Genomic DNA, 17,289 nt, shown 5'->3' on the forward strand with positions numbered 1-17,289 from the left:
GGCTAAATTGACGCTTGAGAGGGAGAAATAATTTTTGAGTGTGATAGTAGAGATATAGCAGGCTACGTCTCTACTATCTTTTGGTTCAAGAGTTAGGTTGACATAGACTCAATGCCAGGTTAACTTGTGATGAATTAACGGTTTGTAGCCTGAGTTTCTAACTCACTAATCCGTTCCACCATTGTGCTTAAAACCTGTTGCAAGCTATCGGTTGTTTCGGAAATTACTCCATTGCCGAGATTCGGGGGAGTAAGATTAACCCGATCAGGATTTTCTCGGATAATTTCGGCTAAACCAGGGTCAAGATCAATGATTTCAGGGGGAATTTGCCGTATCGGAGAAATTGGGAATTGAAACTGAAACTGAGTTAGTTTGACTTTAGAACCGCCTGTAGCTGTGGGCAGCGCATAAGCAAGTTGGTCAAAGTCTACGTTGTCTGTGGGAAAGTTTTGCGGCAAGAATGTTCCCCGTTGCTGAGGGGTCAGCAACAAGTCAAAGGAGTTAGAACCAAAGAGATTGGCTAGGGAAAGTGTTACAAATCCACGTATTTCAGTATCTGCACTGGTAACAACCCGTCGGTCGGTGACATCAGGTTGTAAGAGAAATAACCCCGTATCTCGTGGAGGAATGGATATCACATAGGTTTGAGTAGTTGGGGTCGAAAAGGGAATTAATGGCTGATTGGAACCCGCGACATCAAAAAATGCCAGTAGCGGTTGGCTGTTTAGGTTGGGAGACTGAGCGGTGAAATTGACTCGCAGTCGGACAGGAGTACTGCTATTGAGATTAGAGATCGTCAAAAAGTAACCCTGGATAATAGTCCGACCTGCGCCTAAAATGTCAGCATTTTGCTGTACCAGGGGTTTAACCAAAAGCTCGAATGTAGAAACAACTGTGGATACAGCCATTCGCTTGAAACTCCTTTAATAGAACATCAGAATTGAGTACCGCTTCCGAGAAATTCAAATTGCTTTGTCAGTAAGGTATGACTGATCAATTGATTTCCGCCGCGCTGTACTTAGTGATTAACCGGGTTGTTCCTCGGTTATTACTAGAAACGAGGATTAAGGGGAGACTATTCCAGATTGATACAAAACTTTACATTAGGAGTTGAAGTGGCTACACAAACAAAGAGGAGGCGATTGAAATCGCAGCTACACAAACAAAGTCCGCCTGCGCGGACTAAATTATAACGGGGATAGCTAACCCGGATTTAGCGTAAGTTCTGATAAGTTATGACTTATGGCGGATGATTTCTCTAACAGGAAGCCGCTAGAGTCCTCTAGAGACGACTGGATAAGCGTTTGAATCCTAACTCTAAAATCTGAAATGGCAACCATTGAGGAACTCAAAACCCAAATTAGCAGCGCCCAAGATTTGCAATCAGTGGTGAAGACAATGAAAGCGTTGGCGGCTGTGAGTATTCGTCAGTATGAAAAAGCCGTAGAGTCTCTGGTTGAGTACAATCGCACTGTAGAAATGGGGTTACAGATTCTCCTCAAACAGCGTCATTTTGCCGAATCCTTCACGATACCCCGATCGCTCCTGAATCTGAGTGAAGCCCAATCGCCGTCACAGAGTATGATTGCGATTATTTTTGGGTCGGATCAAGGGTTATGTGGTCAGTTTAATCAGCAAATTGCCCATCATGCGATCGCACACCTGAATCAGCAAGATGTGTCATCGGATCAGTTAGCGATCGCAGGCGTTGGGGCGCGAGTTATTCCCTCCCTGGAAACCGCTGGATATGGGGTAACTGAGGCATTTCCCGTACCGCGATCGGCATCAGATATTACGCCTCAAGTCCAAGAGATCGTGCTAACGATTGAACAATGGCGAGAGGAACGGCAATGCGATCGCATCCTCTTATTTTATAATCACCCGTTATCAGGGGCGTCCTACGAATCGCGCCACCTCCAGCTTTTGCCCCTCGATCCCGAATGGTTGCGCCAGTTAGAAGCCAGAGAATGGGCGACATCCATGGTGCCGAGTTATACCATGAACTGGCAGCAATTATTTTCAGCCTTAATCCGCCAATATCTGTTTGTGTCTCTTTATCAGGCGTTTGCTGCTTCTCTGGCTAGTGAAAATGCCAGTCGTCTCTCCTCAATGCAATCCGCCCAAAAGAATATTGATGAACGACTTTCTGATTTAAATTCCCAATATCGTCGCCAGCGTCAAAGTTCAATTACGGCGGAACTTCTAGATGTGGTGGCAGGTTTTGAAGCACTAACGTAACCATAACTAGGTGGGAAACAGTATTAAAGAGTGGATAAGCTTCACCCGATTGGGGGAACGGAATGGGGGAAGTTAGGTGCTGTTAGATCATGCTACCAATGAGAAAGTTGAGTTTTCTACATTAGCTGATCATCTCTAGGTAATATGACTTATTTTTTAGGTAAAATCAGCCAAAATTTAGCTAAATTTCAAAAAATACAGCCAGCTTATTCTGCTTTACCAGGATGGTTACTCATTTCTCTAGTGGGACTCAGTGCTTGCGGACAACCTGCCAATCAGAGTGACGTTTCAACTCCAATCTCCCCACCTGAATCTGACTTCTCCGAAACCGAGTTATCCCAACCTGAATCCTCGACACCCAGTTCAGCAGAAACTCAATCCCCAGACAGGACGGAATCTCGTGTCCAACGTCGAGTTAAAGTCTTTTTTCCGATCGCGCGATCGCAAGATCCCACCAACGTCAAATCCGTTTGGCGAACCACATCTAGTCAAGGAGTTGCCCAATTTGCGATCGCCCAACTTCTCGCTGGTCCTACCTCCTCAGAGAAACAGCAGGGACTTGTTACCGTTCCCTCTCTAACTGGAGCGTCTAATTGTGGTCAAGACTTTACAATTTCGCTCAATAATGGCGTGGCTCAATTGCAATTTTGCCGAAACATGATTCACGACGGTATTGCAGATTCAGTGCGAACTACAACTGCTATTGAGAAAACGCTTAAACAATTTTCTACGGTTAATCAGGTAATAATACTTAACCGAAATGGAAACTGTTTGGGTGATGAAAGTGGGGAGAACCTTTGTCTAGGAAAAGGCTCGAATCCAGTGAAGCTAACTCCCCTCTCTCAAATTGCGATTAATGGTTTTGGTCCCGTAAATATAGGCATGACTGTTGATCAGGCATCACAAGCGGCAGGATTTGATTTAATTCCTGTTAGCTCAAACCCTAATCCGGTTTGTAGTTACTATAAGCCCACTCAACTATCCGAAGGACTTAATGCTAATTTTATGGTCAGGAACGGACGTATTGCCCGAATTGATATTAAAGATTCTCGCCCGACAACAGTCAGTGGAGCAAGGGTTGGCGATACAGAAAACCAGGTTAAATCTCTTTATGGGGAACGGCTTCAAGTGAATCCCTTACCCAATTCTGAACAGGGTCATTTCCTGACGTTTGTTCCCCAAAGCCAAAGAGACCAAAATTTACGCATTAAGTTTGCCACAGATGGAACTAAAGTGACTCAAATTATTATCGGGAAACGTCCCGAAGTCGATTATATCGAAGGCTGTCTGGATATCGTCCCTGGTGGAGTCTAATTAAGTTTTAATTAATGATGAAAAAAATTAGCGCAATTGCCCTAATAATGGCTTTGGGGATACTCGGTAACTGTAAATTAGGTGTTACTCAAGCTGCCTTATCCAGTCAACGTCGTTCGTTTAAACAATGGTGTCTTCAACAAGAGAGTTTGTCCGATGAAGCGAAAAAAACAGTGGCGGTACTGTTAAACAAGGCAGGCACAAATAATTGTGAACAAGCCGATCATAATCTGTCAAGCCGCACTCAGCTTAACCTCAGAATCCAAAACATAACGGATATACGCCCTCTTTCTGGATTAACGAATCTGAGAACGCTTTACCTCGGCTCTAACTTGATCTCAGATGTCAGTCCTTTAGTCGAACTCACGAATCTGAAGAAGGTTGACCTTAGCCATAACCAAATAACAAATGTTAACCCTCTGTCTGGACTAACTAATCTAGAATGGCTTGACCTTAGTCGTAACCAAATAACAAATGTTAACCCTCTGTCTGAACTAACTAATCTAGAATGGCTTGACCTTGGTCATAACCAAATAACAAATATCAGCCCTCTGTCTGGACTAACTAATCTAGAATTTCTTAACCTTAGCCATAACCAAATTACCAATTTTCGGATTATTTCTGCGCTAATTAACTTGAAAGATATTGCTCTCAACAGCAACCAAATTACAGATATTTACCCTTTAGCTGAATTAACGAATCTGAAGCGGATTTCCCTCAATAATAATCAAATCACGACTGTTCGTCCTTTAGTCCAACTAACAAATCTGGAGTCGCTTTACATTGGTAATAACCAAATCACAGATATTCGCCCTCTTTCTCAACTCACTAATCTGAGGCAGCTTGCCCTCAATCATAACCAAATCACGGATATTCGTCCTCTTTCTCAACTCACTAATTTGACGGGTCTTGCCCTCAGTCATAACCAAATCACAGATATTCGTCCTCTTTCTCAACTCACTAATCTGGAGTGGATTCATCTCAACTATAACCAGATAACCAATATCACCCCTTTAGTTAACCTTAACAACCTAACTGGACTTGATCTTCACTCCAACCAAGTTACTAATGTTAGTCCTTTAGTTCAACTCAAAAACCTAAATTGGATTGACCTCAGATTTAACCAAATCACCGATATTAGCTCTCTTTCTGGATTAACGAATCTGATGAGGCTTTACCTTGAAGGCAATCCGATTACACCACCGACTTGTCCATCCACTTACTCATATATTTGCTTTTGGGGAAATAGTGATGAGGAGTAAACTTGTCCTGCACCTTGTTTGATGACTCTCATGCAAGGCTTAATCACTGTTATCATTTCTCACTCTACCATCTGGCATGATAGTATTGCAGAAATTCACTTCGGTTAAATTGGCATTTCGCAGGTTAGTATCTCGTAAATTTGCATAGCTTAAATCGGCATAAGACAAGTCAGCCTTTTCTAAATTGGCATGACATAGTTGGGCATCAGTCAAATCAGCACCATTGAGGTTGGCACTAGCTAAATTCGCATAACTAAAGTTAGCTGATGTCAATTCTTCATCACTTAAATCGATACCCTTCAAGTTGGCATGACTAAAGTTAACTTCACTGAGTCCCCCAATAACGCTGAGGCGGAAATTATTTGGAAAATGACTGATGTAATAACTTAAATCAAAACCACTCAAATCAGCCCCAGACTCAATCAGTATTGCTCCCTTTTGAGTCAGGTCAACGTCAACTACAGCATTAATACAAGGTCCATAGAGAGTGCGTGTGAGTGTGGCGTCACTCAAATTGACTTTGATAAAACTACAAACACCCGTTAAATTAGCACCCGTTAAGTTAGCCTTGCTCAGGTTGACATCATTTAACTTAACACTTACGGAGAAGCAAGCGTGAGTCAGAGAAGCTTGGCTGAGATTAGAACTTGACAGGTTGACTTCCTCAAAATCAATGTTACTCAAATCTGCACCACTTAGGTCGCAGTTGTTCCAAGATGATTGAAGTGCAGACATACAATTTAGAGTTGCCCCAGTTAGAGAGGAATTTTTAATCAGAGTGTGATCGAAACAGACATTACTCAAATTAGCATAACTAAGATTGACCTGATCAAACTCTGCTCCCCCCATAAAATTTGCATGGCTTAAATTGGCATAACTGAGATTTACCCTATGCAAGTTAACTCCCCCCAAATTGGTATGGCTTAAGTTTATGGCACTCAAGTCAACATTGCTGATGACCACGCCGTTTAAATCCACACCCGAAAAATCTCTTTTACCCGCTTGATAACATCTAATCAGTTCATCCTTGTTCATATCATGCTCCCAGAATCGGAATGATTATACAAAATCTAACAATTTATAATTTGCTCTTGCACCTCACGTTACGTCAGGTTATCGGACGAATCCATTCCCATTGTTTTTACGTGTTTATCAGTTGGTCTAGCCTGCTCATTTTAGCTGAATATTAGGGTGGCTTAATTCACCCGATACGTTCACCCAATCGGGTGAAGGTTAGCGAAATTGCTTTAGTTACGTTTATAAAAGTCCGATGAATCAGGATTTCATTGGTTCTAGTTAACCCAAGCATTTTGAAATGCACAAAATAGGGATTTTGTCTAATTCAAACTTACTATTTAGCTTAGGAATTGGTGTAACAGCATCTTTGGTGGTGCTGACCCCGGCTCAAGCTCAGACAACTGCGTTCACGGATGTCTCATCGGAGCATTGGGCGCATGACTACATTGAGGTGCTAGCAGACCTCGATATCATCAAGGGATTTCCTGATGGAACATTTCGTCCAGGAGCGCAAATCACGCGGGCGCAGTTTGCGGCTATTTTGCGGCAGGCTTTCCTCGCGACAGAACCTGTTTCTGCCGTAAAATTCAGCGATGTTCCTCAGAATTATTGGGGATTTGCAGCCATTAGTAAAGCTCGTGCTGCTGGCTTTTTGTCAGGTTATCCCGGCAACATCTTTAAACCTGAGCAACCTATTGCCCGGGTGCAAGCCTTGGTTTCTCTGGCAAACGGCTTAGGCTATACAAGCGATAGACCCGAATATCTGTTTTACTATGCTGATGCTGATGCGATTCCAGATTACGCCCGCTCCAGCATCGTGGCAGCAACTCAAGCTCAACTGGTTGTCAACTATCCGTCGTCGGCTAAGCTCACGCCTAATCGCTATGCCTCCCGTGCAGAAGTCGCAGCGTTTGTCCATCAGGCTCTGGTTCAGGAAAACCAAATTGAACCCCTATCTTCAGCCCCCTACGTGATCAATATCAATCCTGCGGATTTGCCAAGAATGCCGATTTCAACGATTCCGGCACAGGGAATGGTTATATCTCTGGGCTTAAGTGCCTCCGGTGAGCGTTTAGTCATACTCAGCGAAGCCGCAGACATGATTCAAGTCTGGAAAGCCCATAGCGCAGAGCAAGTCACCGAAATCGTCACCGACGGACAAACCCGCTTCGAGATGGTGGCTATCAGTGGCGATGGCACTCAAGTGGCGGCTATCGTACAAACTCTACCCTCAAATGCGCTGGAACTGTGGTTGTGGAATGTAGACACAGGCGAGCAGCTATGGCAGAAATCCTTGGGCATTGCTCAAGGTCAACAACGCGATCAAGGCGGGTTTATCAGTGTTCCTAGGGCTAACTTGGTCTTTCGTCCCGGAGATGACGCCATCCTCAGCCAGGTCAGTTTGGGAGTTGATTCGGGGCAACCGATTGACGCTCCACTCCAGCTCTACAGCACAGCTACTGGCGAGGTATTGAAGTCTATAGGACAGACTCAGTGGTACAGGCAGATCGAGTTGAGTCCCGATGGAAAATTGCTAGCTGGAATACCATTCTCCGGGGAGATGATCGATATCTGGCAGTTAGACAGTGGCAGTCGCCTGCGTACTTTCACCTCTGAGAGCAAGTACCACAGGTTTAGGAGGATGGTTTTCACGTCAAATAGTCGCTTAAATGTACTGTCTATCAAACCTGAACCTCGTGAAAGACGAGCTCCTTATTCCTCCAATACAGTACAGCTTGATACTTGGAATGTTCTCACAGGAGAATCCGTCCGGCAGATCACCAATTTGTCAGGGGTCGATAAGTATATTACCCTCAGCCGTCTCAGTCCTGATGGTGATCACTATCTAAAGTTCAATTTGCTATCGCCTAGGGTCCAGATGTACGGGTATGAGATCCAAAATCCCCACTCACGCATTCCTTTCAAAGTCAGCAATAGCTATCGAGCTGTCTTTAACGCTACAGGAGACTATGTTGCGGTTGCGACTACTGAGGGGGTTAAGTTCTTTAGGTTTGATCCCTAAAAGTTAGCCAAAAAACACTTACGACAGATAGCCTCCCATGATTTGCGATCGCTCTTGCATTCCTCGCATAGGCGCTGCTATCGACTGTATTTGACGCTCTGGCAAAGGCGCGATCGCGTTGTTATAGTAAAAGTAAAAAATGAGTGCTATTCGGATCAGGAGGTAATCCTATGGAATCAAAACCACGCACCTTTAAAGAAACAACTCTACTGTTTCTAGGGGGTGCTGCTGCTGGACTAATTATTTTTGCCCTATTCGGCGGTGTATGGCACGTCACTCACTTTTGGTGGGTGATGGCAGCAACTACACTCTTCTGTGGTTTATTAGCCGTAGTGTTCCGTCAAAACTTCCAGAAAATGTTAAATGCTGTGATGGATAATGCTCCTTGGATTTAGGAACATAAATAATAAAATTTATGGTAATTTATAACTAGCCACCCGTACCTTTAAGTCTCCCTCTTGGGGAGGGTGGCTAAAAATAAAGGCTCCTTCTTGAATTTCACCACTGGACAAAAAGTTAATCGTTTGTTCCCCTGATTCTTGAACTCCCGCTGCTGTTGTGAGTTCCGCCATTACCTGAACAGATTCTGCTGTTCTTCCCCCGCTATTGGTGACGGTAAAGGGAACATAATATTGCATTTCTACTTGGCGAATGTCTGTTTGTTTAACAGTTACACAGAGAATAGGGGGTTGACTGTCTCTACCCAGTCCTCTAAATGTGACCAGTCCCACAATTGTGATTAAGATGAACAGGGCTATTGTAAAGCTGACCCACTCCGCCGGGGAACGATGAGAGGAATTCGCTTGATCGGGAGACTGATCACTCATATCATATTGCTAAACGTCCAGCAGCACCACCAATAGTGGCAGGTAGCCCTAATAACAGCGTATACCGCAACCACAAAAACCACGGATCACTCAAGCTAAGACGGTTAAAGAACCACAACATTAAAGCCGAAGCTAGCAGTGAAATCAAGTAGGAGAGAATAGTTTTCCCGATAGCCGTTGGCAAGATCCCGTTGAGGAGGTGGTGTTGGTGTTGGTTAGCAAAGCCAGCAGCAAAAACAATCCCGTAGGAAATGAATAGGGATGCGGCAATAATGATCAACAGCCAAGGGGATGAAGCTGAAGCCGCTAGGGTGGGAATTTCGTCAGTCGGGGCAATACTAAAAGCGACAATGATTGCACCGATTAAGGTGGCACTAATATCAGCTATCATCGTCCGTAAACCCAGTTTTTTGATCGGCTGTAAGTATTGACTAGAGTTAGATTCAGCCGATTGTTCCGGCAGTAGCGATCGCGCCATTGCGACACCCAGGGAAAATGGTACACTCTCAAAAATAACTTTTCCCAATGCTTCATCAATGGGAGTTTCTCCAGTAATGCGACGCAGCAAAATTAGAATAAATGTCGCACAAACAATGCCAATTGCTAACGCTTCTACACTTTCCATTGCCGCATGAAGCATCCCATCACGCCTGCTTTTGCGAAAGCCTTCACTGCGATTAAATAAAAATACCACAATATAAGTAATGCTCAGAATAGCAAGTAATAGAATAGGTTGAACCGATGACCCTATCCACCAAACTTCCATTGTATAGAGTAGAGGAATACCAAACAAACATCCGCCCAATATCCCGCGAATTATCTGCTGAATTTCTCTTGCCCAAGCCTGGGATTGCTGTCGCTTATAAATTGGTTCTATCATAATAATTTTAAAGTATAAATTAGCGATAATTGACCTTTAATACATAATAAACAAATCAAGATTACCCGTTTTAAAGTTAGCACAGTCACAATCGACATTCGTTCATCGCCAACCTTCTTAAATGGGCAATGGGCAAAATACTGGCGATTATTTAGCGCTAATCGAATCGATTTTATTAGCTTAACCATGACTCAATCAACCTTCTTTAGATAGAGTTCCGATTACACTATTTATTAATAAAGCAAACGTGTCCTTTTAAGAAAAACATTAGGGGAGGTAAAACTTGGCTGCACTGATTTCACTGTTGACGGTGATAAGCTTATCGCTACTCATTACTCGCATTGCTACTGTGGCGCTGGCACTCACCGGACTGTCACGGGAATCGGCAAAGTTCCAGGCTCGTTCAGCGTTTACAGGGGTAGGCTTTACCACCAACGAAGCGGAACAAGTGGTTAGCCATCCGGTACGGCGTCGCATCTTGATGCTGTTGATGTTGCTAGGGAATGTGGGAGTGATCACCACGATTTCATCCCTAATCTTGACATTTTTGAACACAGCGAGTAATCAACAATGGCTAGTGCGATCGCTGATATTGGGGATAGGATTAGCGGTGCTGTGGGTTTTAGCCACGAGTAAATGGATTGACCGTTATTTGTCACGACTGATTAATTGGGCGTTGCACCGCTGGACTACGCTGAATGTGCAAGATTATGCCAATTTGCTGCGTCTGTCTGGTGATTACACCGTAATGGAGATGGAAGTACAACATGACGATTGGTTGGCAGAGAGAGAGTTAGGGGAGTTGGGGTTGAGGCAAGAAGGGGTGGTGGTGCTGGGAATCCAACGGGAGAATGGTCGCTATGTGGGCGCACCGAAAGGACACACTCGCATTTGTCCGGGTGATGTCTTGATTCTGTATGGTCGATTACCTTTGCTGAATGAGTTAGACCAACGGGGTGCAGATTGGACGGGTGAACAGTCTCACCAAAAAGCCGTTGCCCAGCAGCAACGGAACTTGGCAAAACAAAATCGGGAAGAGGCAGAGGATAACCTTTAGAGCGTCGGTTTCAGCATACCAAAGGACAAAGGATAAAAAACGAATTGAGAAAAAGAGTCGGTAGACCGCAATGCTACAATCAGAGGGGGTAAGGGGGAAAGCTAGATTTGATTCGCCATAAATTAAGGTCAATCCGAAATAGATTAGCTACATTAAAAAAACTATTGATGGTAAACCTTAATCGAGCGCTGCACTGAATCAGGGCAGTTAGGGACGCAAAATACCCCACATTACTACGCTTTGAGGGATATGGCTATGCAGTCGGAACAACAACAGCGAATCATGGGCTACTTTATGGAGGAGGCACAAGACCACCTCAATACCATAGAGCAAGGTTTGCTAAATCTGCAAAGCACCATCGAAGACCCTGAGACATTGAACGAAATGTTCCGCGCTGCTCATTCGGTCAAGGGCGGAGCAGCGATGTTAGGACTCAATAGCATTCATCAAACTGCCCATCGCCTAGAAGATTACTTCAAAGTCCTTCAAGAGACTCCAATCCAAGTAGATACTCAGTTAGAAACCCTGTTGCTGCGAGTTTTTGATAGCCTCAGCGCTCTGTTAAACCAGCTTCAATCTTATGGCTTGACCGACGAAACAGCTAGCACAATTATGTCTGAGGCTGAGCCTGTTTTTGAGCAACTCAACAGCTATCTACAACAGTTAGCCCAAAATACCCAAACGGCTGGCGATACTCCTTCCCCAGCCAACTCCTCTCAATCCTCTAGTAAAGGAACAAAAACCTTGCCCGCCACCTTTAAGCGAGATGTCCTGGTAGAACTGCGGGAGATGTTGCAACTGTATAAGCAGTCGGATACTCCCGAACATCGCCACGCCCTGCAAGATCATTGCCAACGGTTGATCGAATTAGGTGATCGATTGGACTTACCGGGGTGGGGTGAACTATTAGAGATATCAAAACGTGCGATCGCGAATCCCGAAAATTCCTACCGCTTACTCGCTAGCGTCACCATTAAAGAAATTAAACAAGCTCAAGAGTTAGTTCTGACTGGGCGATCCGCCGAGATTGTACCCAGTGAACAACTCAAAGCCCTTGCACCAGATGCAACAACAGTCGAATCAACCACAGCATCTGATTCTAGCACCTATTTTTCCCCTCAACCCACTTCTGCAACCGAGGAATCTAACCAAAACCAAAAAGAAACCAGCCATCTCCCCGATAGTCGAGATACCTATATCCAAGCCGAGGATACCTATATCCAAGACTCAAACGGCACCAGCGGGTTCAGACGCGATCAACTCCGATTCTCGACGGTTCAATCCTCAAACTCGATTTCCCCCCTCTCTGATCAGGGCGAACCCGAAGTGGGTATTGCCGAACTCAATAGTTTAGCCGATATTTTTGAAACTCAAACACCTGATTTAGATCAAACTTGGCAAGAAGAAGAAGATGTTATCAACCTAAACGATAAATCCTTAAACTCGGATTCAGATGATTTTCTGGATCTTGAAGACTCGAATGATTTTTCGGATCTAATTGGGGAAAGTGAGCAAGAGAATTCAACAGCCGATGATCTGTTAATGCAAGGGTTAGACGATGACTTCGCCCCAGACGCGATCGCCAATCCTCAAGCCTCAAAAGAATCATCGGATTCCCTTGATATCTCATCCAGCTTAACCGATGACTTCTCTGATCTACTATTTGAGTCAGATAGCTCAGAGGATTCAGACCAGATGAGTCACTCAGACGATGACTTGAATGGTTTATTTGGTGAGAGTTTCTTTGACGAGGAAGGAGAAGCTTCGTCAGCGGAAATTCTCAGTCATTCCGAACTTGAGGATTTGGATGTAGAGGAGAACTTTCCTCAACCCTCCCTTCAGGGCGATGAAACAGTCTCAGAGTCAGACTTTGACTTTGATGACCTACTAGAAATTTCTAGCACTGAGGAAAATCCCCGAACCCTGGGAGAATCAGTCAATCAGGACGATTTAGATCTAGAAGACTATCTAGAAAGTAATGATTTAGATCTAGAAAATCAGTTAGACAATAACAATCAAGCTGAGACAATCGACATCGAATCAGCAACACCAGAAGCGGGGGATGTATTAAATCCCTTTGAAGAAACATCTCTCGACGATTTTGATCAAGAAGCTTGGGAAGACTCAGAAGATCTCCCCGATTTTGAGGCGCTCGATGATTTCTTTGATTCAGAACCTGGAGTTGAATCAACACCAGTCGATAGCTTGACTGAGCCAGAAAACGATTCTATCGTTGAACTGCCCACATCTACGGATGAAGCGTTATTAAATGAAACCACAACTTCAGCTCAAAAGGATGGAGATAGTTCGGAGTCATTGTTTGAGGAACAAGGCGACGAAATTCTGCCAGAAGTAACAGAAGATGTCTCCGAATTCTTTGCTGAAGAGGGTCAAGAGTCACAAGGCTCAACGGCACAGGTAGAAGATTTTGATATCGATTGGTCAACAGATGAATCTCAAGGGACACAACAACCGTGGACATCGGAAACTGAATCAGCAGCTGATCTATTTGGCGATTGGGAAACACCACAGGCTCCATCGAACGAAGATTTAGACGACTTATTTGCTGAAGACGGTGAGGAGTCATTTGATTCAAGCGCCCCAGTAGAGGATTTAGAGGCAGATTGGTTAACTGATGAGTCTCAACAGATAGAGCAACCGGAAACATTAGACACCTCCGCCGATTTATTCGGAGATTGGGAAACTCCAGAAACACCATCCAGCGAAGACTTAGATGACTTATTTGGTGAACAACAAGAGGAGGAAGCCTTAGCCGAGAGTGCCGAACCAGATGATTTGGAGGCAGATTGGCTAACTGATGAGTCTCAACAGACACCGCAACCAGAAACATCGGACACCCAAGCGGATATATGGGGCGAGTGGGAAACTCCAGAAACAGAGGGGAGCGAAGACTTAGACGACTTATTTGGCGAACAAGAGGAGGAAGCATTAGCTGAGAGTGTCGAGCCAGAGGATTTAAAGGCAGATTGGCTAACTGATGAGTCTCCAGAGATAGAGCAACCGGAAACATCGGATACTACCGCCGATATATTCGGGGATTGGGAAACTCCAGAAACACCATCCAGTGAAGACTTAGATGACTTATTTGGCGAACAAGAGGAGGAAGCATTAGCCGAGAGCGCCGAACCAGAGGATTTAGAGGCAGATTGGTTCACTGATGAGTCTCCAGAGATAGAGCAACCGGAAACATCGGACACCCAAACGGATATATGGGGCGAGTGGGAAACTCCAGAAACAGCGCCGAGCGAAGACTTAGACGACTTATTTGCCGAAGATGAGGCAGAAGCCGCCCCAAGCGCCGAACTAGAGGGTTTAGATGAAGATTGGTTAACTGATGAGTCTCCAGAGACATCGCAACCAGAAACATCAAACAGTGCGGCCGATCTATTTGGGGATGAGGAAATCCTAGAAACAGCGCCGAGCGAAGACTTAGACGACTTATTTGCCGAAGAGGAGGCAGAAGCCGCCCCAAGCGCTGAACTAGAGGGTTTAGATGAAGATTGGTTAATCGATGAATCTGTAGAGACACCGCAACCAGAAACATCGGACAGCGCCGCCGATCTATTTGGGGATGAGGAAATCCTAGAAACAGAGGGGAGCGAAGACTTAGACGACTTATTTGCCGAAGAGGAGGCAGAAGTAGCCCCAAGCGCCGAACTAAAGGGTTTAGATGAAGATTGGTTAACTGATGAGTCTCCAGAGATAGAGCAACCAGAAACATCGGACACCGCCGCCGATCTATTTGGAGATGAGGACATCCTAGAAACAGAGGGGAGCGAAGACTTAGACAACTTATTTGCCGAAGAGGAGGCAGAAGCCGCCCCAAGCGCCGAACTAGAGGGTTTAGATGAAGATTGGTTAACTGATGAATCTGTAGAGACACCGCAACCAGAAACATCGGACAGTGCTGCCGATCTATTTGGGGATTGGGACATCCCAGAAACAGAGGGGAGCGAAGACTTAGACGACTTATTTGCCGAAGAGGAGGCAGAAGCCGCCCCAAGCGCCGAACTAGAGGGTTTAGATGAAGATTGGTTAACTGATGAATCTGTAGAGACACCGCAACCAGAAACATCGGACAGTGCTGCCGATCTATTTGGAGATTGGGACATCCCAGAAACACCATCGGACGAAGATCTAGACGAACTTTTTAGTCTGGAAGAAGCGACTGTTGATGATGATTTTTCATTAGCAACTCTGGCAGAAACCGAATGGGATTTGGATTCACCCCGAGAAAGCGCTGACGAGTTTGCTGATTTAGAAACCATGCTGGATGGGGAGACTTCAGCAGCATTAACCAGTGAAAGCGGCGATGAGTTTGCTGATTTAGAAACCATGCTGGATGGGGAGACTTCAGTAGCATTGACCAGTGAAAGTGGCGATGAGTTTGCTGATTTAGAAGCCATGCTGAGTGATACTCCCTCACAGACAGATTCGTTTGAGGATTTAGAATCATTCTTAGAGGAACCGGGAGCAACTCAAGACAATCGAGCATCTGTAGCTCAAACTCCCCCATCTCAAGATCAAGATGACCTAGATAAAGAGTTGGAAGCCCTCCTCCAAGACGCTGATAAATCGATAGTAGGTCCAGCTACAACAACAAATACAGGTTCGCGACAAAGCGCCTCTTTATCCAGTCGGCGACCCCCTCGCATCTTTGAACAAACGATGCGAGTTCCGGTTAAGCACCTCGATAGTCTCAATAACTTGGTGGGAGAACTGGTAGTCAGCCGTAATAGTTTAGAACAGGATCAAGAGCGTCTACGGCAATTCTTGGATAATTTACAGCATCAAGTTTCGGCGTTGAGTGATGTCGGGGCGCGGATGCGGGATTTGTATGAGCGATCGCTGCTGGAGAGTTCTCTGTTAGCCAGTAGTCAAAGCCAACAGCGCTCTCATTCTTTATTCGGGTCAGAAAATGCTGCACCTGCATCCAAAGAATCTGATTCTGAATCCTCTGAAGATTATCATCCCTTGGAAATGGATCGCTTTACCGGCTTCCATTTACTCTCCCAAGAGATGATCGAGTTAATTGTGCAAGTGCGGGAATCGGCGTCTGACGTGGAATTCTTGGTGGATGAAACCGATCAGGTGGCTCGCAACTTACGACAGGTGACCACTCAACTCCAAGAAGGACTGACGCGATCGCGCATGGTTCCGTTTGCTAATGCTGCTGACCGTTTGACTCGTCCGGTGCGGGAAATTTCCATCAAGTTAAGCAAGGAAGCCCAACTGCAAGTGGATGGTCGAGAAACCTTGCTCGACAAAATGATCCTGGAACACCTTTATGATCCCTTAACCCACTTGGTCAATAATGCCATTACCCATGGCATTGAATCCCCAGACGAACGGCAAGAGATGGGTAAACCTGCTGTGGGTCAAATTACTCTGCGAGCGTTCCACCAAGGGAACCAAACGGTGATTGCCATTTCCGACGATGGCGCAGGTATTGACCCCGAACGGATTAAACGAAAGGCAATTGAGAAGAAACTGATCAGCCAAGCCGAGGCGAAAGACCTAACCAATACAGAGTTGTATGACTTTCTGTTCCACCCCGGTTTTAGTACCAAAGACGAAGCCAGTGAATTCGCCGGACGCGGTGTGGGGATGGATGTTGTCCGCACCAGTTTGAGCGAAATTCGGGGCGCAATCTACATTGATTCGGCGTTAGGAAAAGGCACAACCTTTACCATTCGTCTCCCCTTAACCCTGAGTATTTGTAAAGCCCTCTGCTGTTTGAGCGATCGCGCTCGCATTGCCTTTCCCATGGATGGGGTGGAAGATATGTTTGATGTGCCTCAAGATCGCTTACAAAAAGATGCCAACGGTCAAGTCGGTGTCTCCTGGCGGGACACGTTAGTCTCTGTGCAACCCCTGAGTGAATTGCTCTCTTATAACCGTTCAATTAGTCGGGGTAATGTTTATGGGGGTAAGCGAGAAGACGACCTCGTCTCAATTGTTGTGCTACGCAGTTCTGGGACATTCATTGCTATCGAAGTGGATCAGGTCTTAGGTGAACAGGAAATCGTGATTAAACAACTCGAAGGTCCTCCGCCTAAACCCATTGGTATTGCTGGGGCGACAGTCTTAGGAGATGGTCGAATCATGCCCATTGCCGATGTGTTAGAACTGATTGACCTCGCCAGCGGACGCCTGCGGAAAGACAGTGTAACGATTTGGTCGAGAGGGGACAGCGAAGGTGCAGGAATTGAAGAAGCCCCAGAAACTCCCCATGAGCCACTCGTTTTGATTGTGGATGACTCGATTACAGTCCGTGAACTCCTCTCAATGACCTTTGCTAAAGCGGGCTATCGGGTGGAACAATCCCGTGATGGTCAAGAAGCCTGGGATAAACTTCGGTCAGGCTTACCCTGTGATATTGTATTCTGCGATATCGAAATGCCGAGAATGGATGGATTAGAACTACTCTCTCGACTCCAGAAAGATGAGAATCTCAGCCAGTTACCCATTGCCATGCTCACCTCTCGTGGGGCGAAACGACATCGGCAAATGGCAGCACAGCTTGGCGCGAGTGGTTACTTTACCAAACCTTATCTGGAAGAAGTGCTGCTCGATGCAGCTCAGCGGATGATTCAGGGTGAAGTCCTGTTTAGTGCTAGTGAGGCTTGATGAATGTGTAGGGGCGGGTT

General features: G+C 45.4%; 11 protein-coding genes. 7 read left to right on the plus strand and 4 right to left on the minus strand.

Annotation, left to right across the window (positions count from 1 at the left end; translation table 11 throughout):
* Nucleotides 1-134 precede the first annotated feature (134 nt).
* On the minus strand, nucleotides 135-908 hold the full coding sequence (locus tag RIC07_RS30430; RefSeq protein WP_446397780.1) for a hypothetical protein: 774 nt from the start codon (nucleotides 906-908) through the stop codon (nucleotides 135-137).
* Between the two features lie 421 nt (nucleotides 909-1,329).
* On the opposite strand from RIC07_RS30430, the gene RIC07_RS30435 reads away from it, so the two are divergent.
* The 3 genes from RIC07_RS30435 (at nucleotide 1,330) to RIC07_RS30445 (ending at nucleotide 4,814) form a co-directional block, all read left to right on the plus strand.
* The gene (locus tag RIC07_RS30435; RefSeq protein ID WP_446397781.1) at nucleotides 1,330-2,238 is read left to right on the plus strand and encodes a F0F1 ATP synthase subunit gamma; all 909 of its coding nucleotides are present in this window, start codon (nucleotides 1,330-1,332) and stop codon (nucleotides 2,236-2,238) included.
* Nucleotides 2,239-2,382: 144 nt separating this feature from the next.
* Nucleotides 2,383-3,552 carry a GerMN domain-containing protein gene (locus RIC07_RS30440; protein WP_446397782.1) on the plus strand — a complete coding sequence of 390 codons (1,170 nt, stop codon included), beginning with the start codon at nucleotides 2,383-2,385 and terminating at the stop codon, nucleotides 3,550-3,552.
* Nucleotides 3,553-3,566: 14 nt separating this feature from the next.
* Complete coding sequence (locus tag RIC07_RS30445; RefSeq protein WP_446397783.1) at nucleotides 3,567-4,814, plus strand: leucine-rich repeat domain-containing protein; 1,248 nt, start codon at nucleotides 3,567-3,569, stop codon at nucleotides 4,812-4,814.
* A 39-nt stretch (nucleotides 4,815-4,853) separates the two neighbouring features.
* On the opposite strand, the gene RIC07_RS30450 is transcribed toward RIC07_RS30445, so the two are convergent.
* The gene (locus RIC07_RS30450; RefSeq protein ID WP_446397784.1) at nucleotides 4,854-5,849 is read right to left on the minus strand and encodes a pentapeptide repeat-containing protein; all 996 of its coding nucleotides are present in this window, start codon (nucleotides 5,847-5,849) and stop codon (nucleotides 4,854-4,856) included.
* A gap of 298 nt (nucleotides 5,850-6,147) precedes the next feature.
* Between RIC07_RS30450 and RIC07_RS30455 the strand changes: the two genes are divergently transcribed.
* Together RIC07_RS30455 and RIC07_RS30460 are read left to right on the plus strand one after the other, a co-directional pair.
* Nucleotides 6,148-7,854: an S-layer homology domain-containing protein gene (locus RIC07_RS30455; RefSeq protein WP_446397785.1), complete on the plus strand. Its 1,707-nt coding sequence runs from the start codon at nucleotides 6,148-6,150 to the stop codon at nucleotides 7,852-7,854.
* Nucleotides 7,855-8,024: 170 nt separating this feature from the next.
* Nucleotides 8,025-8,249 (plus strand): hypothetical protein, encoded by a 225-nt coding sequence (locus RIC07_RS30460; RefSeq protein ID WP_446386110.1) that lies wholly within the window; start codon nucleotides 8,025-8,027, stop codon nucleotides 8,247-8,249.
* 18 nt (nucleotides 8,250-8,267) lie between these two features.
* On the opposite strand, the gene RIC07_RS30465 is transcribed toward RIC07_RS30460, so the two are convergent.
* Both RIC07_RS30465 and RIC07_RS30470 read right to left on the minus strand, forming a co-directional pair.
* Nucleotides 8,268-8,681 (minus strand): TIGR02588 family protein, encoded by a 414-nt coding sequence (locus RIC07_RS30465; RefSeq protein ID WP_446397786.1) that lies wholly within the window; start codon nucleotides 8,679-8,681, stop codon nucleotides 8,268-8,270.
* Between the two features lies 1 nt (nucleotide 8,682).
* Nucleotides 8,683-9,561: a TIGR02587 family membrane protein gene (locus RIC07_RS30470; protein ID WP_446397787.1), complete on the minus strand. Its 879-nt coding sequence runs from the start codon at nucleotides 9,559-9,561 to the stop codon at nucleotides 8,683-8,685.
* Nucleotides 9,562-9,844: 283 nt separating this feature from the next.
* Here RIC07_RS30470 and RIC07_RS30475 point away from each other — a divergent pair, with 283 nt between their 5' ends.
* Nucleotides 9,845-10,618: a TrkA C-terminal domain-containing protein gene (locus RIC07_RS30475; protein ID WP_446381503.1), complete on the plus strand. Its 774-nt coding sequence runs from the start codon at nucleotides 9,845-9,847 to the stop codon at nucleotides 10,616-10,618.
* Between the two features lie 255 nt (nucleotides 10,619-10,873).
* Nucleotides 10,874-17,269, plus strand: a complete 6,396-nt coding sequence (locus RIC07_RS30480; RefSeq protein ID WP_446397788.1) for a response regulator — start codon at nucleotides 10,874-10,876, stop codon at nucleotides 17,267-17,269.
* Nucleotides 17,270-17,289 lie beyond the last annotated feature (20 nt).

Origin of the sequence: Coleofasciculus sp. E1-EBD-02, assembly GCF_040218245.1 — a bacterium.
Lineage (GTDB): Bacteria > Cyanobacteriota > Cyanobacteriia > Cyanobacteriales > Coleofasciculaceae > Coleofasciculus.